A 20453-nucleotide genomic window follows, 5' to 3' on the forward strand; every position below is an offset into this window, starting at 1 on the left:
TTGCCCCGACTCTAGGAACAGATGGCGACGAACGGAATTGCTCGGATGGCAGCAGGCCTTCGCGAAACGCGAAGACCCTGCGGTGCGCCCTACTTCTTCTTCAGCGTGGACACAGGCTTGGCAGCCACCGGCGGCTCGGCCGGTGTCTTGACCCAGCCGCGCAGCATCACGCCCAGGCAGATGCCGGCCGCAAAGACGAGCCAGTACACCCACGACGGCAGGTTCTCCACCCCGCTGTGCAGGTTCATGCCGAAGGCCGCGCCGATGGCCATGAGCGGAAAGGTCAGCGCGGCGATGGTGTTGAGCTTGTGCTGCGCACGGCTCATCTCGAGGGCCGAGTGCGCCTGCGCCTCGGCGGCGCGTGCGAGCCGGTAGTCGAGCGACATGCGCGTGTCGGCCAGCAGCAGCTCGAAGCCGCGCGCAATTTCCACCGCGAGGTCGCGCTGGTCGATGAGCATCAGGTCGCCCTTCACCGCATCGCGCGCGGCCTGCAGCGTGTCCTGCATGTTCCGCGCGGCGCGGGTGAGCGGGATCAGCGGGCCGAGGATCTGGAACAGGTCTTCCGAGGTCTCGGCGGCCTGGTGGCGGATCTCGAAGGTGCTGAACGCCGCGCGGTAGCTTTCGAGCAGCTTGGCGAGCGCGCGCTCGCCGGGGTTGTTGCCCTTGTGCAGCCACGCGCCGTCCGGCTTGCGCAGGAACACGATGGGCTTGCGCTCGGCGCCGCTGCCCGAGGGCGGCTCGTGCAGGATTACCATCAGGTGCTCCTGCTCGTGGATGATGCGCTGCGCGCCGTAGGTGCTGCCGCCCAGCCGCTGCTGCATGGCGGCGGGCAGTTCCCAGTCGTAGTCGATTCGTCTTGGCATCAGGGGGCCTGCAGTTCTTTCCACAAGGTGTCGAATTTGTCCGCGAAGCGGCGCACCAGCGGCGGGTCGTTGCTCAGCACCAGGTTCTCCTCGTTGTACTCGCAGGCGCTGCGGGTCCAGTTGTAGCTGCCGTTGAGCAGCCGCGCGCCGTCGAAGATCGCGAACTTGTGGTGCATGTGGGCGTCGGTGCGGTCCACCGCCACCGGAATACCCGCCGCGCGCAGCTGGCCGACGTCGCTGCCGCGGTCGAACTCCTTGTCGTTGTCGGTGATGCAACGCACCGTCACGCCGCGCCGGTGCGCCGCCAGCACCTCGGCGGTGATGCGGTCGTCCGAGAGGGTGAACACGCACAGGTCGACCGCGTGCTTCGCCGCACGCAGCTGCTGGTTGATCGCCTGCAGGCAGGCCGTGCCGGGGCTGAAGTAGGCCTGCGAGCGCACCGTGACGCTGTCGGGCGAACGGCCGGTGTCGATCGCACGCACCACGCCTTCGAGCCACTTGAGCAGCGACAGCTGCTCGGGGTCGGCGGTGCGCGAGCGCACGAGGTCGAAGGCGCGGTTGCGCAGCTGGCGCAGGCCATCTTCGGGGGGCGAGGCCTCGCGCAGGGTGTGGACCAGCACGCGGCGCTCGTCGTCGCTCAGGCGCGCGTCGGCCATCGTCGCATCGAGCTGGGCCAGCAGTTCGGGCAATGCGGACATCACTGATCCTTGTCTGCTTTGGGCGGAGATGGCGGCGGTGGCACGCGCTTGGGCGCGGCCCGCGTGGCCTGCACCTCGGCCGCGAGGCGCTCCATGTCCTGCTTGATCGAGCGGTCGAGTTCGAGCCGGCGCTCGGTGGCGGTCACCAGCGGCAGGATCAGCTCGCGGTAGGTCACGGCGATCTGCAGCATGGCGTCGGCCAGGCGCTGGCTCTCGTTCGGGCCCTCGGCGACAGGCTTGGGCTCGGGCTTGAGCGCGTCGACCGCGCGCGCCACGTCGAGCATGCTGCTCGCGATGCGCTGGCTGCCATCCACGTCGGCGCCGCCGAGCTTGCGCTGGCGCACGAACTCCTCGCAGATGGCGGTCCAGCGGGCGCTCTCTTCCGGCGTCGGGCTGCCGAGCAGTTGCGCGAGGCGCAGCAGGTTCTCTTCCGCGCCGGTGGTCAGCGTCTGGGCCTCGCCGCGGTAGTGGTCGCGCAGCAGTGCGTCGAGCTCGTCGTCGCGCATCAGCGGCGTGATCTTGCCCGCGAGCTTGGTCATGTTGCGGTAGCTGCCCTGCAGCTTGAACGGCGGCGCGACACGGTAGGTCTCCTGCTGCGCGGCCGATTCGATGTACGCGAGGTTCACCTTCAGCAGCAGGTCGCGCGCGCGGAACAAGCGTTGCAGCAACGCCTTGATCTCTTCCAGCTCCACCGAGCTGTAGGCGTGCGAAAGCGCGCTGCTCGGCACGTCGTGGCCCTGCGCCATCTTCACCAGCAGCTGCACGTCCTTCGGGTCGCGCGAGGCCATCGGCATCAGCGTGGGGTTGGAGGTCAGGCTGTTCTCGATGTACGAGAGCGCGAACGCCGCCTCGCGACCCGAGAGCACGTCGCCCAGGTTGTAGATGTCGGCGCGGTTGGCCAGCATGTCCGGGATCTTGAACACGTCGCCCGACTCGGTGTACGGGTTGCCCGCCATCACGATCGCGAAGCGCTTGCCGCGCATGTCGTAGCTGCGCGGCTCGCCGTTCCACACGCCCTCGATGCGGCGCGTGCCGTCGGCCAGCGCGATGAACTTCTGCAGGAACTCGGGGCTGGTGTGCTGGATGTCGTCCAGGTACAGCATCACGTTGCTGCCCATGGCCAGGCCCAGGTTGAGCTTGTCCAGCTCCTGGCGCGCCGCGCTGTTGGGCGCGTTCGCCGGGTCGATGGCCGTCACGCCGTGGCCGAGCGCCGGGCAGTTGATGCGCACGAAGATCAGGCCGAGGCGGTCGGCCACGTACTCCATGAGCGTGGTCTTGCCGTAGCCGGGCGGCGAGATCAGCAGCAGCAGGCCCATGCGGTCGGTGCGGCTGCCCTCGCCCGCCGAACCGATCTGCTTGGCCAGGTTGTCGCCGATGAGGGGCAGGTACAGCTCGTCGATCAGCTGGTTGCGCACGAAGGTCGACAGCGGCTTGGCCTGGAACTGGCTCAGCTTGAGCCGCGCCTTCTCGCGCTCGAGCAGTTCGTGGCGCAGGCTGTGCAGCGCCTCGTAGCCCGGCACCGCGTGCATCGTGTGGAACAGGAAGCGGCGCCAGAAGTCGTTGAGGTTCAGCGTCAGGCGCCCTTCGGCGACGCGCGGATGCTCGCCGCGCAGGCCCTCGACGGTGCGGTCGAGCGCCGCGTTGACGCGGGTGCGCTGCAACGGCATGGCCAGCACGCTGGCCGCGTCGTCGGTCCAGTCGACCGATTGCGGGGCCTGGTGCGTCACGTAGGCGCGCACCCAGTCGCGCGCCAGGCGCCAGCGCTCGGCCGGCGGTGCCGCGTCGAGGTCGTGCTGCCACGCATCGCGCCGGCCGCCGCGCTCCAGCTCGCGCAGCAACGCCGCCGCGAGGTCTTCGCCGGCGCCCGACACGGCCCAGGTCTCGCCGCCATGCGGGCCGGCGAGTTCGCGCACGAGGTACGCCGCGGCCTGGTCGCACAGGGTGGTCACGCGGCCGTCGTGTGCGTCGCGTGTTTCGTCGTTCGCGGTGTCGGCCACAGACAGCAGGTCCGGCACCACGTCGCGGGCGAAATGGTTCAGTGCGCGTGCGATGTCGGCTTCGAGCTGCTCCAGCGCATCGCACCGGCCGAACAGCGCCAGCATCTGCATCGCGGCACGCGCGCGGCGCAGCATCGATTCGCGGTGCGCGATCAGGTGGCCGTGCTGCCAGTAGAGCAAGGCCAGTGCGCGTTCGGTCGGGCCCCAGGCGAGCAGGCCTGCCTGGTCCTGCATGCCGACGAGCGCCCCCAGCAGGCGCATCGCGTCGTCGTCGTGAATGCCCTTCTGGTAGCCCTCCTGGTAGCGCGCCGCGGCAAAGCGACGAACCATGTCGAGCAGCTGCGGGTGCAGCGGGTCTTCGGCCAGCAGCGTGAGCACCTCGGCCCACGTGCGCTCGGCCTTGCCGTCGAGCAACGCCTCCAGCAGGCGGCCGACGAGGTATTCGGCGCGCGACAGTTCAGGTGTTTCCGACACCAGCGACTGGTCCCAGTAGCGCTGCAGCGGCAGCAGCCGGGGCTCATCGACCGGGCTCTGGTAGTCCGTGCCCGTCACCTGGTAGGCCATGCCCTGGTCGCGGGCGACGAGCGTCAGGTCGACCGGCTGGCGGTGCACGGTGAAGGCGTGGCGGCCCAGGCGCAGCGTGTCGCCGCCCTCGCTCACCAGCTCGCGCTTGTCGCGGATGGAGCGCAGGGCCTGGTCGCGCGCGGTCTTCAGGCGCGTGTCGAGCTCGTCGGCCGGCACCGCGGCGCCCAGCGTGCGCAGGTCGGCGATCAGCGTGTGCAGCTTGCCGATCATCGGGTCGGCCGCGAAATAGCTGTGCACCTGCGTCAGGTCGCCGAACTGCGCGATGCGGCGCGGAATGCCGTCGAGGATGCGCCCTGCCGCGTCGACCACGCCCTGCGCGCGGCGCTGGCGCGCGTCGACCAGGCTCTGGCGCCGCGCTGACAGCGCCTCGTACACGGTCTCGCGCTTCTCGGCGATGTCGGCCAGGAAGTCTTCCTGCTCGGCGAAGCGCCCTTCGATCTCTTCGAGCTGGGCCAGCAGGCGCGTGAGCGCGTCGTCGCACTTCTCGGGTGTGTCGGCGAATTCCAGCGCGTTCTCGACCGCCTGGCTGAAGAGCTTGAACTGCGCGCCGAATTCGGCACGCGCCTCGGTCGCACCCAGCGACTTGCGCCGCGCACGCGCATCGGCGCGCATGCGGTTGATGTCGGCGTAGATCAGCGAGATGCGGTCGAGGATCGACGTGCGGATCACCGCATCGCCGCCCGGCAGGCTGCCCAGCTGCTCGGTCAGCAGGTCGAGGCCGGCGGCCTGCTCGTCGAGCGTGGTCAGCATCTGGCCGAGCGCGGGCGACGTGGCGAGGTTGGGCAGTTCGAGTGCGAGCTTGTCCAACGCCTGGCGCTGGCCGTGGAAGGCCGTGTCGGCCGCCAGGAACTGCATGGCGCGTTCGCCGATGCGTTGCTGCTCGACCTCGAGCGCGGCGTCCATCGCGGCGATGCGCGGCAGGTCGGCGTAGCGCAGCTCCTTGAGCATCTGCAGCGCGCCGCGCCGCTCGCGCAGCCGGCCCAGTGCCTTCACGAAATCGTCGGGTGCGCGCCAGAGGGTGCTGGCAATGTCGACCAGCAGCGCGTGCTGCTCGTCTTCCGCGCGGGCCAGCGCACGCGCGGTCTCGCGCCGGATGGTGTCGACTTTTTCGAACTCGGCCAGCGTGCTGCGCGCCACCTCGGCGATGCTGCGCAGCTCGCCCATGAGGCCGGTGGCCTCGGGCGCGTCGAGCCAGAAGTAGGCGTCGCTCACGCGGGTGCACTGGCGGATCAGGTCTTCGTAGGCGGCGCGCGTGGGCGCCTGTTCGCGCACCGCGCGGGCGATGCCCATGAGGTCGCTCACGCCGCGCACCAGTTCGGCGTTGCCGATCTTGCCGAAGAAGCCGGTGGCGGGCGGCTGCGCGCTCACGTGCTCTTCGCTGGCGAACGGCGTCTGCCACAGCTGCATCGGGTGCACGCGCGTGGGCTCGACGTCGTCGCCGTTGAACACCAGCATGCGGCCGTCGGCAAAGCGCGCGTAGCCGTTGGCGATGATCGGCGTGGCGAGCTTCTTGTCGATCAGGTTGTAGTTGAACAGCGCATAGCGCCCGGGCTTCGGGTCGTAGAACACATAGGCCACGTCTTCGCCGTTGGGCGAGCGCAGCATGCGCTTGAAGCGCAGGTTTTCCACCACCTCGGCCGGCAAGTCGAAGCGCTTGTACTCGCCCGACTGCAGGTAGTAGCCGCCCGGGAAAATGATGCCGTGGTCTTCGGGCAGCTGCACGCAGGAGCCGCCGATGGCGTCGATGCGCTCGACCTGCTGCGTGCGGATGTTGAACACCAGGTAGCGCGTGACCTGTTCGCGGTAGGGCTTCACGCGCAGCAGGATCAGCATGCCCAGCTTGGCCCAGGCAATCTCGGCGTCGGTGAGCGACTGGCTCTTGTCCTCCACCGGCTCGCTGTAGATGCCCAGCCCGGTCTCGGTGTTGTTCTCGATCTTGACCGTGAGGTCGCCGCCCAGCGTCTCGACGAACACGGTGTCGAGCACGTTCACGTGCGGATGCTTGCCGCCCACGTGGTCTTCGCGCGTGGCCACGGTCCACTCGAAATCGTGGCTGGCGGGCAAGGCGATGTCGCGCTCACCGCGGTTGTCGATGTAGTTGATGTTGCCGTTGCGCTCGATGGCCCAGCGGAACACGCGCACGTCGTGCAGCTGCTGGCCGATCTGGAACGAGGCGAGCAGCTTGTCCTGCGTGACGCGCAGCTGCAGCAGCGTGGCCTGCTTGTAGTAGGCGTAGAGCTCGCGGAAGTCGGAGGCGAAGCGCGCGTCTTCCAGGAAGGTGCCGGCCAGCGGCACGGGCTGCAGCTCGTCGTTCTCGGTGGCCGCCTCGCCCGGCGATGCGAGCCGGTACAGGCCGAACACGTCGCCCACGGCCGTTTCCTTGCGCAGGCCGATGAAGACGTTGTAGCCGAACAGCAGCAGGTCGCCGATGCGCACGATGTCGCGCGCCACGGCGTTGTTCTCGGTGCGCGCGCGGGTGCGCAAGATCAGCGTCTGGTCGGAGCGGCCGAACTCGGCCAGCCGCTGTTCGTTGAGCGCCTGCGTCTTCTTGAGCAGGCCCTCGCCCTGGGTTTCGAGCCGCTTCTTCAGCAGGTCGTAGCTGCCGCTGCCGGAGACCAGCGCTTCGGTGGGGTCGATGGGGGCCTGGGCGCCGGGCGGCGCTGCGGTGTCGTCGGTGGGTTGCATGGATCGGCGCGGTCAGTCCGCGCGCAGCAGTGCGAGCAATTCGTCGCGGTGAGGCTGGGTGTCGAGCCAGGCGCGGATGCGGTCCAGCTCGTCGATGCAGTCGTCGCCGTAGCGGCGGCGCAGCGCGGCCAGGCGCGCCTCGCGCACCTCCTCGGTCTGCAGCCGGCGCTGCCAGCCGTCGGACAGCAGCTCGTCGAGCCGGCCGGCCAGGCCGCGACTCACGAGGGCGCGCCATTCGCCCTGGTCGAACCAGAGGTTCTGGCAGGCCACGCAACGGTCGATGCGGAAGTCGGGCCCGGCGCTCACGCGCAGGCGCTGCATCAGGCGATCGCATTCCGGGCAGTGGCGCACGGCGGCGATGTCGAACACCTCGATCACCTCGTCGTCGACCTCATGCGGCACGCGCTTCGGATCGGCGGCCTTCCAGCTGCGCCAGTCGTCCATGTCCATCACCATGCCGTGGCAGTCGCCGCACTGCACGCCGAGCAAGGCTTCGGCGAGCGCGACGGGCTGCATCGCGGCATGGGCGGCGCAACTGCACTTCAGGTTCGGGTTCATTGCGCGCCCCCGGCTCAGTTGCGGAAGGAGGAGATCAGGTTCTGCAGCGCCGACTTCTGGCTCTCGGTGCCGTCGTTGGCGATCTTGCTCATCAGCGAGGCGACGCTGAGGTTCTGGATTTCGCCCGACGAATTGCCCAGCGCGCCGACGATGTCGCGCAGGTCCTTCACCACGTCGCGCTCGCCCGAGAGCTGCTCCTTGAAGGCGACCTGCACCGCCTGGCTCTTGGAGATGACGCCGTCGATGCCCTTGCCCACGGAGAGCGAGCGCACGAAGCTGTCGAAGTAGTCGCCCGAGCCGCCCACGATGTCGATCTTGGCGTTGGCGAGCGCCGTGCCCAGCACGTCGGCCTGTTCCTTGGCGATGGAGGTCTGCGCGTCGATGCCCTTCATGGTCTCGATGTGCGACTTTTCCAGGCGCATGCGGAACTCTTCGTGGTCGCGCGTCTCGGGGCTCATGGACTTCATGGCCTCGAACTTCTCGTGCAGGCCCTTGGCCTCGGCGTTGAAGCGCGCTTCGATCACCTGCGCATCGGCCTGGCCCGACTTGAGCGTGGCCTCGGCGTCGGCCGTGCGCACGTTGACTTCGGCGAGGCCGAGCTTTTCCTTGCCCGAGGCTTCGGCCTCGAACTTGGCACGCATGCCGGCCGCTTCGGCCTGCGAGCGGGCCTCGATGACCTGCGCGTCGGCCTGGCCGGCCTTGAGGATCGCGTCGGCATCGGCCTGGCGCACATGCACGTCGGCCAGTCCCAGCTTTTCCTTGCCCGAAGCCTCGGCCTCGAAGCTTGCGAGCTTGGCCTGGGCCGTGGCAATTTCGACCTTGGCGGCGGCCAGGCCCGGTGCGGCGGAAATGGCTTCCACGCCTTCGGCTTCGCGCTTCTTCGATTCGGCGTCGCGCTCGGCCACCTTGAGCTTGGCGTCGGCCAGCGTGAGTTCTTCGGCGGCCTTGTGGCGGGCGCGCTTCTCTTGCGTTTCGGCGGCCTTCACGTCGAGCACCATCTTCTCTTCGGCCTGGCCCTCGGCCATGATCACGACCGACTTCTTGGTGCGCTCGGCCTCGGCGACCACGCGCAGTTCCTTGATGGCTTCTTCCTGCTCGGCCACCGTGCGCTCGACCACGATGCGCTCGCGAATCACGTCGGCAATGGCCTTCTTCTGCACTTCGACGGCCTTGTCCTTCTCGATGCGCTGCAGGGTCACTTCCTTCTCGCGATCGACGATCTCGAGGTCGCGGGCACGGGTGACCTTTTCTTCTTCGATGGCCACCGCGCGCTTGCGGTTGTTCTCGGCCACTTCCTTTTCGCGCTGCACGTTCTCCTGCTGCACCGAGACCGACTGCTCGGCCATGAGGCGCGCGGTTTCCGACTTGGTGCGCTCTTCGGACTGGATCTTGGAGGTTTCGGCTTCTTCACGGGCGCGCACGCTGGCAATTTCGCGCTGCTGGCGCGCGGTGGCATCGGCCTGCTGGCGCTCGAGTTCGAGCAACGCTTCTTGCGTCTCGACGTTCTTCTTCTTGATCTGCATTTCCTCGTTGCGGCGCAGCTCGTTGGTGCGCACGTGCTCGACCGCCGTCAGCTCGGTGATCTTCTTGATGCCCTGCGCATCGAGGATGTTGTTGGCGTCCAGCTCCGACAGCGGGGTCTGCTCGAGGTAATCGATGGCGGCGTCTTCGAGCACGTAGCCCGACAGGTCGTTGCCGATCTGGCTGATGATCTCGTCGCGGAAGCCGTCGCGCGCCTGGTACAGGTCGACGAAGTCCATCGACTTGCCCACCGTCTTGAGCGCTTCGGAGAACTTGGCGGAGAACAGCTCTTCGAGCGTCTCGTGGTTGGAGGCCCGCGCGCAGCCGATGCCCTGCGCCACCTTCAGCACGTCGTCGGCGGTCTTGTTGACGCGCACGAAGAACTTCACCTTGATGTCGGCGCGGATGTTGTCGCGGCAGATCAGGCCTTCATTGCCCGAGCGGTCGATCTCGATGGTCTTGACCGAGATGTCCATCAGCTCGGCCTTGTGGATGATCGGGTAGACCATGCGGCCGGTGAAGGTCACCTCGGGCTCGGCGCGCAGCGTGTTCACGATGAGCGCGTGGCCCTGTTCGATCTTGCGATAGAACTTGGCGAACATCGCGAACAGGCCGAGGATGACGACGGCCAGTATGACCACGGCGAAGATGATGGGCTCCATTTTTTCTCCAGATGCTTTAAGAGCGAGCGAACGAACTTGGGTGAGAGATGCGCGCGGTCAGAAGGTGTGAACGAATCCGGCGTGGCCGATGAGCGGACATGACGGGGTCGTTCACGCCTTCTCAGACGATGTCTTCGTGCGCCGCGATGAGGTAGCGCGCGGCCACCTCGTCGTATTCGAGGATGAGCGCGTGCGAGCCGCGCTTGAGGGCGTTGGGCGTGGGCGCCCAGACGCGGATGTTGAGGCTGGCGCCCCGGCGCGCCACTTCGGCGCGGCCGTCTTTCTCGTTCACCACGCCGGTGACGACGCGGCAGACCTGGCCCACGAGCGCCGCGTTGCTCACGGCCGTGTGGCTCACGAAGAGGCCCTTGAGCGGGCGGATGGCCACCGCCGTCACCGGGATGGCGAGGGCCGCGCTGGCCACCAGCAGCACCGTGCCGGCCACCAGCTTGAGCACCATCGTCGGCACCAGCGGCAGCAGCCACTCGCCGCCCAGGCACGAGAGCGTCCAGGCCACCAGCACCAGCAGGCTCACGGCCACCGAGAACGGCACGCCGTTCAGGCCGAAGGCGACCACGTAGCTCGCGATCTGGCCCATGTCGCTGGTGTCGCCGTCGGCATGCGTCTGCAGGTCGACGTCGATCCCGCTGCTCTCGAAGTCGACCATGCCGACCACCGCGAGCACCCAATAGATCACCACGACGCCCAGCAGCACCGTGTAGATCGCGGTGGGGTACCCCGTCACCGCTCCCATGAAATCGCCCATTGATCCTCCCGCGTGCGGGTTGGTTGTTGTTCTCTTTTCTTCTTACCTGCCGCCCGGCTTCCTCGTGCCGGTGTTCTTCTTGTTCGCCTTGCCTGCAAAGGCAATCAGTTCGCGCGTGGCCCTCTCCTTGATGGCCAGGCGGTCGTCAGGTGACAGACCATAACGCGCCGCCAGAAACTCGTAGTCGGCCGTGCTCAGCGACACGGTGAGACGCGGCCGCTTCGGCTTCGAGGTGGTCGCCAGGCCCAGCACCTGCCGGATCTGGTCGGGCGTGGACACATGCTGCTCGAAGGCCGCGGTGCGCACGGCCTCGAGCACGGCCTCTTCCACGTCGAAGGCCACCTGGACCGCGCGGATCGCCTCGTCCGAGCCCTGCCAGCGTACCGGCTTGACCCGCACCATCGTCACTCCGACGCCGGTTCAGACGGCTTGGACGGTTCGGACGGCTTGGCCTGACGGGCGCGGATGCGCTCCATCACCTTGCCGGTGCGGTCGGCGTCGTTGCCGATGCCCGCCGCGGCCAGCTTCTTCTCGAGCGCGCTGTGGCCGAACTCGTCCTCGAGCTGCTGGCCCGCCGTCATGCGGTCGGACAGGTCTTCGTGGCGCGAGCGGATGCGCTCCAGCGACTCGCGCGCACTGGCCAGGCGCGAGCCGCCGCTGCCGATGTTCTCGGAGATCGACTGCGTGGCGCGGTAGACGCTCTCGGTGGTCTTGGCGATGCCGATCTCGCGCTCGTGCTCGCGGATGCGCGCCTCGGCCGACTTGATCAGGTCCTTGAGCCGCGACACCTGCAGCGCGTACGAGGCGTGGGCCTTGGCCTGCTCCTCGAGCTCCTGCTCGAGCGTGCCGACCTTGGCCGCCACGTCGAGCGCCAGGCCTTCCTGGGTCTTGTTGAGCGCTTCGAGCGCCAGGCCTTCGTAGCGCGCGACCTCGCCCTTCAGGCGTTCGATTTCGCGGGCCGACTGCATCTCCTTGGCCATGACACCCGTGAGGTCGCCCTTGGCCTTCTCGATGCTGTGCTTGGCGTCGATGATTTCCTGTTCGTAGATGCGCGTGGCGTTGCTGTCGATCACGCTCTCGCCGATTTCGCGGGCGCTGCCGCGCAGCAAGGTGACCAGCTTCTTGATGACTGTCATGGTGATCTCCGCTTAATTCAGGAATTCGGACAAGGCGTCGAGCGCATCGAGCGCGTTGTCGCTGAGCACGGCCACTTCGCGTGCGATGTCTTCCACGCTCGCGTTGCGCCCCAGCGCCCCCGTGAGCACATAGCGCCCGCCCACGCGCCCGAAGGACGACAGCGGCACCGACGGATTGAGGTCGAGCAGCGATTCGAGCAGCTCGGTCCGCCGCGCGGGCTTCACGTCTTCTTCGGTCCAGAGGTAGCAGATGCAGATGATCTGCATGTCGGAGCTGGTGACGAAGATCGGCAGCTCGTCACGCCCTTCGATGCTCACCTGCACCACCGGCGTACTGCCCGGAATCGGCTGCAGCTGAACAGACAGCCCGCCCATCGCGGCACCGGCCAGCACATCGAGGCCTTCGAGTTGATCCAGCAGTGATTGCATACCTCTCCTTGGGGTTGTCTACCGTGGGAAGCGCGCGATGCTTCGATGGATTCACTATAGGTGCAGCGACATAACATGTCAAAAATTATTTGAACCCGTGCGCATGACTTTCGGCACTGGCGCGCTCTCTAGAATCCGCCGATGGCCCCCACCATCAACCCCGCGCGTGTCGATTTCGTGACGCTGCGCCTCTTCTGCGCAGTGGCCCAGTCGGGCAGCATCACCAAGGGTGCGCAGGCGTGTCATCTCGCGCTCTCAGCGGCGAGCCGGCGCCTGTCCGACTTCGAAGCCGCCACAGGCTCCAAGCTGCTCGAACGCAGCGCCCAGGGCATCGCGCTCACACCGGCGGGGCACGTGGCGATGCAGCATGCGATGCGCCTGTTCCAGGGCTTCGAGCAGTTCAGCAACGAGCTGGGCGACTACGCCAGCGGCGTGCGCGGCCATGTGCGGCTGTGGGCCAACATGTCGGCGCTGACGGAGTTCCTGCCGACCACGCTGGCGGCTTTCCTGGGACAGCATCCCGATATCCGCGTCGAGGTCGAGGAACAGCTGAGCGGCGACATCGTGCGCGCGCTGGTCGATGGCCTTGCCGACGTCGGCGTGTTCGCCGAGAACACACCCGCCTACGGCCTCGACGTCGCGCCCTTCCAGACCGACGAGCTCGTGGTGCTCTGCGCCAGGCCGCACCCGCTGGCACGCCTGCGTGCGAAGCAGGTCGACTTCAAGACATGTCTGGCGCACGAATTCGTGGGGCTGAACCGCAGCAGCTCGCTGCTCGAGCTGACCTCGCGCGCGGCCGAGCAGGCCGGCATCCCGATGCGCCTGCGCGTGCAGGTGCGCAGCTTCGATGCGATGTGCCACATGATCGCGGCCAACCTCGGCATCGGCGTGGTGCCGCTGGCGGCTTGCAAGGCACAGGTGGCCGCGCTCGGCCTGAAGGTGGTGCACCTGAAGGACGCCTGGGCCACGCGGCGCCTGCTGATGGCGACGAAGACGGGCGCGGCGCTGACGCCGGCGACGCAGCTGCTGGTGCGGCAGCTTCTGCAGCAGGCGGGGGCGTAGCGGCACACGGAGCCGCTATGCTGCCGGGCGGAGGAAAAGAAAAATGCCCTACACATTGAATGGCACCGGAACGCGCTACTACGGCGCGCGCGAACACGACATCGGCGGGACCTACATCACGACCAAATGGATCGTGCTTTTCGGTATCCCCTTGCTGCCCCTGAGTTCATGGCGCGTGTACCCGATGACCGAGCAGCAGACGGTCGACCACAGCCATTTCCACGGCCGCGATGTCACGCACACCGGGCAGGCGTTTCACGAACAGCCGGCGCCATTGAACTGGCGGCAGGTGCTCAATGTCTACGCAGTCGCGATTCCGATCGTCTGCGTGGTCGCCTGGCTTCTGCTCACGGCGCTGTCGCGGCTCTCGCCGCGTTAGCTTCCGACGCCCAGCCTCAATCGGTGCCCACCATCACACTCGACGCCTTGATCACCGCATAGGCATTCGAGCCCTCGCTGAGCTTCAGCGACTCGGCCGAGCTGCTGGTGATGGTCGAGACGATCTGCACGCCGGGAGCGATCTCCAGCGTGACTTCGGTGGTGACGGGGCCGCGGACGATGGCGATGACCTTGCCGGACAGGACGTTGCGTGCGCTGATCTTCATGGAGAGCTCCTGGGAATGGGGAATCGAGCACGCCAGTTTATCGACGCCCCCCCCCGCCCTACCCCGCCGCCTCCGCCTCGAGCACCGCCCACTCCGCCTCCGTGAACAGCCGCGAGCGCGTCAGGAAGCGCACCCCCAGCGGCCCTTCCAGCGAGAACATCCCGCCGCGCCCCGGCACCACGTCGATGATCAGTTGCGTGTGCTGCCAGTACTCGAACTGCGGCCCGCTGATGTAGAACGGCATGCCGCCGATGTGTCCCAGCAGCCGGTCGTAGTCGCCCACGATGAACTCGCCCTGCGCATAGCACATGGGCGCGCTGCCGTCGCAGCAGCCGCCCGACTGATGGAACATCAGCGGGCCGTGCCGTGCGGCGAGGTCGTCGATGAGCGTGAGCGCCGCGTCGGTCGCGGTGACGCGCAGGACCTCGCCGGTCATCAGAAGAAGCCCAGCCTGTTCTCGCTGTAGCTCACGAGCAGGTTCTTGGTCTGCTGGTAGTGGTCGAGCATCATCTTGTGGTTCTCGCGCCCGATGCCCGACTGCTTGTAGCCACCGAAGGCCGCATGCGCCGGGTAGTGGTGGTAGCAGTTGGTCCACACGCGGCCGGCCTGGATGCCGCGGCCCATGCGGAAGGCGCGGTTCATGTCGCGGCTCCACACGCCGGCGCCCAGTCCGTAGAGCGTGTCGTTGGCGATGGACAGCGCTTCTTCCTCGTCCTTGAAGGTGGTGACCGACACGACCGGGCCGAAGATCTCCTCCTGGAAGATCCGCATCTTGTTGTGGCCGCGGAACACGGTCGGCTTGACGTAGTAGCCGTCGGCCAGATCACCGTCGAGTTGCTGGCGCTCACCGCCGATGAGCACCTGCGCACCCTCCTGCCGGCCGATGTCCAGGTACGACAGGATCTTCTCCAGCTGCTCGCTCGAGGCCTGCGCGCCGATCATGGTGGCCGCGTCGAGCGGGCTGCCTTGCTTGATCGCGGCCACGCGCTTCAATGCGCGCTCCATGAAACGGTCGTAGATCGATTCCTGGATCAGCGCGCGGCTCGGGCAGGTGCAGACCTCGCCCTGGTTCAGCGCGAACATCGTGAAGCCTTCGAGCGCCTTGTCGAAGAAGGCGTCGTCGCGCTCCATCACGTCGGCAAAGAAGATGTTGGGCGACTTGCCGCCCAGCTCCAGCGTGACCGGAATGAGGTTCTGGCTCGCGTACTGCGAGATCAGCCGGCCCGTGGTGGTCTCGCCGGTGAAGGCGATCTTGCCGATGCGGTTGCTCGACGCCAGCGGCTTGCCCGCCTCCACGCCGAAGCCGTTGACCACGTTGAGCACGCCCGGCGGCAGCAGGTCGCCGATGACTTCCATCAGCACCAGGATCGACACCGGCGTCTGCTCGGCGGGCTTGAGCACCACGCAGTTGCCGGCGGCCAGCGCGGGCGCGAGCTTCCACACGGCCATGAGGATCGGGAAGTTCCACGGAATGATCTGGCCGACCACGCCGATGGGCTCATGAAAGTGGTACGCGAAGGTTTCGTGGTCGATCTCGCTGATGCCGCCCTCCTGCGAACGGATGCACGAGGCGAAGTAGCGGAAGTGGTCGATGGCCAGCGGCAGGTCGGCAGCCATGGTCTCTCGGATCGGCTTGCCGTTGTCCCAGGTCTCGGCGGCGGCCAGCATGGCCAGGTTTTCCTGCATGCGGTCGGCGATGCGGTTCAGGATGTTGGCGCGCTCGGTGGTCGAGGTGCGGCCCCAGGCGCCCTTGGCCTTGTGGGCGGCGTCGAGCGCGCGGTCGATGTCGGCGGCGCTGGAGCGCGGCACTTCGCAGAAGACCTTGCCGGTGACGGGCGTGATGTTCCCGAAATACTGGTTCTCCTCCGGCGCGACCCATTCGCCGCCGATGTAGTTGCCGTAGCGCGCCTTGAAAGGCACTGCGGTACCGAATTTGCCCGGTTCGAGGATGTCCATGGGTTGTCTCCGTTGGGTAAGGTGTGAACAGGCGGCACCGCGACATGCGGCGGCCCGCACAAGCACCGCAAGCGGCATACCCGTCGGGATCGGGACAATCCCCAAGCCCCGCGCCAGAGGGGCACGGCCCGCGCAGAGGGTTTCCATTCGCAATCTGCGACATGTTTGCGCGAATACGGCGACTACGATGTCGCACAAGGCGAATCGCCGGCAATCCCGCCAACGGAGTCACGCATGACGAGTGAAGCTTCCGCACCATCGACCAGCGTCGCGCAGGCCCGCGAGCTGTTCTTTGCGCAGGGTCGCGACCCGGCGCCGTGGATCGCGCCGCACATCTCGCGCTCGTGGCAGCGCAGCCGGCCGGTCGATCCGCAATGCATCGACCCCACGCCGATGGCGGCGTCGCTGCTGAACGAACGGCGCGAGCAGGCGATGCGCCTGCTCAGCTGCGCACAGCCCGAGCTCGACGGGCTCGCCGAGCATGCGGTGGGCAACGGCTGCATCGTCGCGCTGTCGGACGCGACCGGCCTGATCCTCGAAGAAATCGGCAGCCCCGACTTCCTGCCCAAGGCCCAGCGCGTGGCGCTGCAGCCCGGCGTGGCATGGTCGGAGAGCCACCGCGGCACCAACGCCATCGGCACCGCGCTGGCCGAGCGTGTGGCGCTGATGGTGCTGGGCGGAGAGCACTACCTGGCGCAGAACGGCCGCCTGGGCTGCGCGGCGGCGCCCATCTTCAGCGGACGCGGCGAGCTGGCCGGCGCGCTCGACATCTCGGGCGAGACCGCGCGTGTGAACCACCATGCCCTGGGCCTGGTGCGCATGGCGGCGCAGCAGGTCGAGCACCGCATGCTGCTGGCCGAGGCCTCGGGCCATGTGCTGCGCTTCCATGCGCGGCCGGCGCTGATCGGCACCGCGCGCGAAGGGCTGATGGTGATCGAGAACGGGCGCATCGTGGCGGCCAACCGCGTGGCGCTCGACCTGTTCGGCCGTTCGTGGGAAGGCCTGCTCGACCTCGACGCCGAAGAATTTCTGGGCGCGCAATGGCCGCGCATGGAGCACCGGCGCAGCCTGCTCACGCTGCCGGGCGGACGGCAGATTGCGACCGTCATGGAGCGCACGGGCACGGCGAACAGCGGCACGGGCCGCTCCGGCGCGCGACAGGTGATGGCCGCCAACGCCGCCCCCGTCGACAACGACGACGTGGTGCGCCCATTGCTGGCGCGCGCCGTGCGCGTGCTCAACGAAGGCGTGCCGGTGCTGGTGAACGGCGAGACCGGCAGCGGCAAGGAGGTGTTCTCGCGCCGCCTGCACGCTGCCAGCCGCCGCAGCGCGGGCCCGTTCGTGGCGGTCGATTGCGCCTCGCTGCCCGAGACGCTGATCGAGGCCGAGCTGTTCGGCTACGAAGAAGGCGCCTTCACCGGCGCGCGCCGCAAGGGCATGCCGGGGCGCATCCGCGAAGCGCACGGCGGCGTGCTGTTTCTGGACGAGATCGCCGAGATCCCGCTCGCGCTGCAGACGCGCCTGCTGCGCGTGCTCGAAGGCCGCGTGGTCACGCCGCTGGGCGGCGGCCAGGGCGTGGCGGTCGATTTCGACCTGGTGTGCGCCACGCACGCCGGCCTGCCCGCGCTGGTCGAGGCGGGGCGCTTTCGCGCCGACCTGATGTACCGCGTGGCCGGCTTCACCGTCTCCCTGCCCGCGCTGCACGAGCGCGCCGACCGGCGTGCGTTGATCGCGCGGCTGTTTCTCGAATCGGGCGGTGCCGCCAAGCACCTGTGCCTGGAGAACGACGCGCTGGAGCGCCTGGCCGCCTACCGCTGGCCGGGCAACGTGCGCGAGCTGCGCAGCGTGCTGCGTGCGCTGGTCGCGCTGGCCGACCCGGGCGATGCGGTGACGGCCGATGCGCTGCCGGCGCACCTGCACGACGCCGCGCCCCTTGCCGACTTCAGCGAAGCCACGGCGTCGCAACCCAACGCGCCGCTGCAAACCATCACGCGCCACGCCATCGACGAAGCCCTGCGCGCCTGCGACCACGACGTGGCGCGCGCGGCGCGCCGGCTCGGGGTTCACCGCGCCACCGTGTACCGCCACCTCGCGCGCCAGCGCCCGCCCGCGGGCAACACCAAAGACTGACTTGCCCGCGCGCGCGGGACCGGCCAGACTTTGCGCATGGCCCTGTTCCCGCATTCATGACCACCGGCAAACCCGCGCGCAAGCTCTCGGCCGTGCCGTCCACCTTGCGGATTCCGCTGGCCGCGCGGGCCTCGGGCGATGCGCTGTTTCCGCAGATGGCCGTGCGCGACGCCTACGCCGCCGGCATCCTCGAGCAGATCCGCGACGACGACCACGCCCTGCCCGACGACCGCACGACCATCTACGGCATCCTCGCGCGCACGCGGCGCTTTCGCAGCCTGGCGCAAGACTTCCTCAAGCTGCACCCGGGCGCGCGCGTCGTGAACCTGGGCTGCGGCCTGAGCCATTACTTCCAGTGGCTGGACGACGGCAAGTCGCGCATGACCGACGCCGACCTGCCCGAGGTGCTGGCCCTGCGCCGCGAGCTGCTGCCGGAAACCCATCCGCGCCATGACCTGCGCGAACTCGACCTCACGGCGCCCGACTGGTGGGAGCAGCTCGGCCTGCCGCGCAAGCGCCAGGCGCAGCCGGTCTTCCTGTTCACCGAGGGCGTGCTGATGTACCTCACGCCCGAGCAGGTGAACGCCGTGCTCGCCACCTTCGGCGAACGCGCGCCTGCGGGCTCGGTGCTGGCCTTCGACGCGATGTGCTGGCTGGCCGTGGGCCGCGCGCGCCAGCACCCGTCCGTGCGTGCGACGGGTGCGGAGTTCCACTGGGGCCTGCGCCGCACCGACGAGCTGACGCAGCCGCATCCGCGCCTGCGCCTGGACGGCACCTACCGCGTGATGGAAGGCTACGGCTGGCCCTACACGCTGTTCGCGCCGATGGTGCTGTTCTTCCTGGGCGTGCCGGTCTACGCCGTGTACGCGCTGAAGGCGAAGGACTAGGGTCTGTTCAGGCGAAAGGCACGCTGCGCCACGGGCTGCGCGTGTCGCTCAGCAGCAGGCGGTTGGTGCGCAGCAGGTGCTCTTCGCGTGCGCCAGAGTACTGCCAGATCAGGCCGCCCGCGATGTACGCCGCACTCACCTGCGACCAGTTGGCATAGGCCGCGCGCACCTGCGACTCCAGGCCGCCAGCAAAACCCGCGAACTCCGCGCGCTCGATGTAGCCCAGCTGCACCGCCCAGCGCGACAGGTTGGCCAGTCGCACCGCATCCCAGGCCACCAGGCTCGTCAGCTGCGCCGGCGCCACGCCGAAGTGCTTGCGCAATGCGCCGACCCAGCTCTGGCTGCCGGTCATCAGCTGGCTCAGCTCGGCGCTCGAGTGCCCGGTCTGCGCAGACAGCGCACGCATGTCCAGGTGCTCGCGCGCCTTGATCTGGAAGAACGCGGGGAACCACGCGTCCATGACCAGGCGCAGCAGGCCGGGCGTGGACAACACCGCCGCATCGATCGCGCCGATGGCCTTCCAGGCCGGCAGGTACTTCGCGCGCTGCCCTTCTTCGGTCAGCCAACGCGCAGTCTGCTCGAAGCTCGCGCGATCGGTCACGTTCCACACCTGCGCGACGCCTTCACGCAGGGTGTCGTTGTCCTTGCCGGTGAGCACCGCGTTCACGCAGTCGCCGTTGAAGGCCGACAGCGGCGTGCTCAGCGTGACCAGCCATTGCTCCTGCGCGGAAAGCGCGGGCGCGGCGGCGTCGAACTTGAGCTTGTCGTTGTCGAGCATCGCGTGCGCGAGCGTGTCCTTGAACCCCATGAAAACCCCTCCGAAATTTATTGAATGGCGCGCGGGCGGATCGCTCAGGCCCGCGATTGCAGCCGCACGACTTCCTGCTGCAGGAACGCGAGGAAGGGTGCGCGCAGCGCTTCCTTCATGTGCGCAGGCAGCGCCATCGGCGGGGTCGAGCCGGTCAACAGCTGATCGCCCTTCTCCCCGATCTGCAGCGCGCGCGCCTCGACGCGCTCCAGCGCGATGCGCAGCGGCGACTCCATCAGGTCCTTGCCGTACAGCGCCTGCGCAGTCAGCGCCACGCCGTAGGGGCCGCCGAACAGCGGGAAGTCGGCCAGCGCGAACTGCAGCGCCTCGCCCGCGGGAATCTGGAACTTGTCCGTCACCTTGCCCAGCTTCTTGGCCAACTTCGGGTTGGCGGGGTCGAGGAAGGTGTCGGCCGCACCGTAGTCGGCCACCAGCTCGGCCAGCGTCCAGACGCGTTGCTGCGCCTGCCGCTGGCTGCCGTTCTCCGCGTGGTACGCGAGCACCGCCGCGACCGCTGGCGTCAGCAGTTCGCCGCAGCGCTTGAGCAGCACCGGCTCGGGTTCGTCGGCGATACCCGACCAGTCCTTCCACGCCTTGTAGCGGGTCAGCAGCATCGAGACGAACGAAGGCGCGTCGTCCGCGCGCGCCGGCAAGGCATGGCCCTGCGCCGGCGGCGGTGCGGCCGACAGCACGGTGAAGTCGTCCTGCACGTACACGGCCTGGTCGGTCAGCAGCAGCCCTTGCGACGTGCGCTTGCCGCTGAGCCGGTTCATGGCGTGGTAGCCGAGAAAGAACAGCGGGATCTCGTCGCCCAGCCAGGGCTTGGGCAGGTACATCTGCTCGACCGCCTGCGCGAACACCTGCGGTGCGTCGATGTGGTCGGGGTGATCGGTCTGGTCGGGCAGGAAGGCGAAGCCCGACAGGTCCGCATGCAGTGGTGCCTGCACCTGTTGTTGAACCCGCGCACGCAACGCATCACCGTGGCGCGAACGTTCAGGCGGCAGCGCGCCCAGGTGATCGGTGAAGGACGAAAAAACGAATGACATGCTGAATCTCTCCCTGAAACCGTGGACATGTGAATTGGTATGCGACCCGACCTCTGCTT

At 68.2% G+C, this 20453-nt stretch carries 18 protein-coding genes; 4 read left to right on the forward strand and 14 right to left on the reverse strand.

The genetic code is table 11. From position 1 onward, the window contains the following. Nucleotides 1-89: 89 nt before the first annotated feature. The 9 genes from AC07Q9_RS12735 to AC07Q9_RS12775 all read right to left on the reverse strand — a co-directional run bounded on the left by AC07Q9_RS12735 (nt 90) and on the right by AC07Q9_RS12775 (nt 11900). Entirely contained in the window at nt 90-863 is a 774-nt protein-coding gene (locus AC07Q9_RS12735; RefSeq protein ID WP_495309766.1) for a magnesium transporter CorA family protein, read from the reverse strand. Beyond that, the gene (locus AC07Q9_RS12740) at nt 863-1561 is read right to left on the reverse strand and encodes a phospholipase D-like domain-containing protein (protein WP_492678315.1); all 699 of its coding nucleotides are present in this window, start codon (nt 1559-1561) and stop codon (nt 863-865) included. The genes AC07Q9_RS12735 and AC07Q9_RS12740 overlap by 1 nt, the downstream gene beginning before the upstream one ends. Continuing rightward, complete coding sequence (locus AC07Q9_RS12745; RefSeq protein WP_495309769.1) at nt 1561-6828, reverse strand: DNA repair ATPase; 5268 nt, start codon at nt 6826-6828, stop codon at nt 1561-1563. The genes AC07Q9_RS12740 and AC07Q9_RS12745 overlap by 1 nt, the downstream gene beginning before the upstream one ends. A 12-nt stretch (nt 6829-6840) precedes the next feature. Further along, nucleotides 6841-7386 (reverse strand): TFIIB-type zinc ribbon-containing protein, encoded by a 546-nt coding sequence (locus AC07Q9_RS12750; protein WP_390344736.1) that lies wholly within the window; start codon nt 7384-7386, stop codon nt 6841-6843. Nucleotides 7387-7400: 14 nt separating this feature from the next. Then, nucleotides 7401-9569, reverse strand: a complete 2169-nt coding sequence (locus AC07Q9_RS12755) for a flotillin family protein (RefSeq protein WP_062476401.1) — start codon at nt 9567-9569, stop codon at nt 7401-7403. A 121-nt stretch (nt 9570-9690) separates the two neighbouring features. After that, nucleotides 9691-10335 (reverse strand): OB-fold-containig protein, encoded by a 645-nt coding sequence (locus AC07Q9_RS12760; protein WP_095744901.1) that lies wholly within the window; start codon nt 10333-10335, stop codon nt 9691-9693. A gap of 42 nt (nt 10336-10377) precedes the next feature. Then, the gene (locus AC07Q9_RS12765) at nt 10378-10737 is read right to left on the reverse strand and encodes a hypothetical protein (protein ID WP_369632375.1); all 360 of its coding nucleotides are present in this window, start codon (nt 10735-10737) and stop codon (nt 10378-10380) included. Between the two features lie 2 nt (nt 10738-10739). Next, on the reverse strand, nt 10740-11471 hold the full coding sequence (locus tag AC07Q9_RS12770) for a PspA/IM30 family protein (protein ID WP_495309771.1): 732 nt from the start codon (nt 11469-11471) through the stop codon (nt 10740-10742). 12 nt (nt 11472-11483) lie between these two features. Next, on the reverse strand, nt 11484-11900 hold the full coding sequence (locus AC07Q9_RS12775) for a YjfI family protein (RefSeq protein ID WP_062476391.1): 417 nt from the start codon (nt 11898-11900) through the stop codon (nt 11484-11486). A 141-nt stretch (nt 11901-12041) separates the two neighbouring features. On the opposite strand from AC07Q9_RS12775, the gene AC07Q9_RS12780 reads away from it, so the two are divergent. Both AC07Q9_RS12780 and AC07Q9_RS12785 read left to right on the forward strand, forming a co-directional pair. Further along, nucleotides 12042-12962 (forward strand): LysR family transcriptional regulator, encoded by a 921-nt coding sequence (locus AC07Q9_RS12780; RefSeq protein WP_495309773.1) that lies wholly within the window; start codon nt 12042-12044, stop codon nt 12960-12962. 43 nt (nt 12963-13005) lie between these two features. After that, the gene (locus AC07Q9_RS12785) at nt 13006-13341 is read left to right on the forward strand and encodes a hypothetical protein (protein ID WP_489057182.1); all 336 of its coding nucleotides are present in this window, start codon (nt 13006-13008) and stop codon (nt 13339-13341) included. Nucleotides 13342-13357: 16 nt separating this feature from the next. Here the strand turns inward: AC07Q9_RS12785 and AC07Q9_RS12790 are convergent, their stop codons facing one another. From AC07Q9_RS12790 to adh, 3 genes are read right to left on the reverse strand one after another with little or no spacing between them, the layout of a single operon-like run. Next, nucleotides 13358-13567 (reverse strand): TOBE domain-containing protein, encoded by a 210-nt coding sequence (locus tag AC07Q9_RS12790; protein ID WP_489057183.1) that lies wholly within the window; start codon nt 13565-13567, stop codon nt 13358-13360. A 58-nt stretch (nt 13568-13625) separates the two neighbouring features. Then, the gene (locus tag AC07Q9_RS12795; RefSeq protein WP_495309776.1) at nt 13626-14003 is read right to left on the reverse strand and encodes a DUF779 domain-containing protein; all 378 of its coding nucleotides are present in this window, start codon (nt 14001-14003) and stop codon (nt 13626-13628) included. Beyond that, the gene (gene adh, locus AC07Q9_RS12800; RefSeq protein WP_495309777.1) at nt 14003-15523 is read right to left on the reverse strand and encodes an aldehyde dehydrogenase; all 1521 of its coding nucleotides are present in this window, start codon (nt 15521-15523) and stop codon (nt 14003-14005) included. The genes AC07Q9_RS12795 and adh overlap by 1 nt, the downstream gene beginning before the upstream one ends. A gap of 234 nt (nt 15524-15757) precedes the next feature. On the opposite strand from adh, the gene AC07Q9_RS12805 reads away from it, so the two are divergent. Next, nucleotides 15758-17653, forward strand: coding sequence for a sigma-54-dependent Fis family transcriptional regulator (locus AC07Q9_RS12805; RefSeq protein WP_495309779.1), 1896 nt, complete (start codon nt 15758-15760; stop codon nt 17651-17653). Between the two features lie 56 nt (nt 17654-17709). Further along, a complete protein-coding gene (locus tag AC07Q9_RS12810; protein WP_495309780.1) occupies nt 17710-18540 on the forward strand; it encodes a class I SAM-dependent methyltransferase in 831 nt (276 codons plus the stop codon). 7 nt (nt 18541-18547) lie between these two features. Here AC07Q9_RS12810 and AC07Q9_RS12815 read toward each other — a convergent pair whose 3' ends face one another. Both AC07Q9_RS12815 and AC07Q9_RS12820 read right to left on the reverse strand, forming a co-directional pair. Further along, complete coding sequence (locus tag AC07Q9_RS12815; RefSeq protein ID WP_495309781.1) at nt 18548-19348, reverse strand: DUF1266 domain-containing protein; 801 nt, start codon at nt 19346-19348, stop codon at nt 18548-18550. 44 nt (nt 19349-19392) lie between these two features. After that, nucleotides 19393-20394 (reverse strand): hypothetical protein, encoded by a 1002-nt coding sequence (locus AC07Q9_RS12820; protein WP_495309783.1) that lies wholly within the window; start codon nt 20392-20394, stop codon nt 19393-19395. Nucleotides 20395-20453 lie beyond the last annotated feature (59 nt).

It is taken from the genome of Variovorax sp. GW821-FHT09A10, assembly GCF_059418385.1.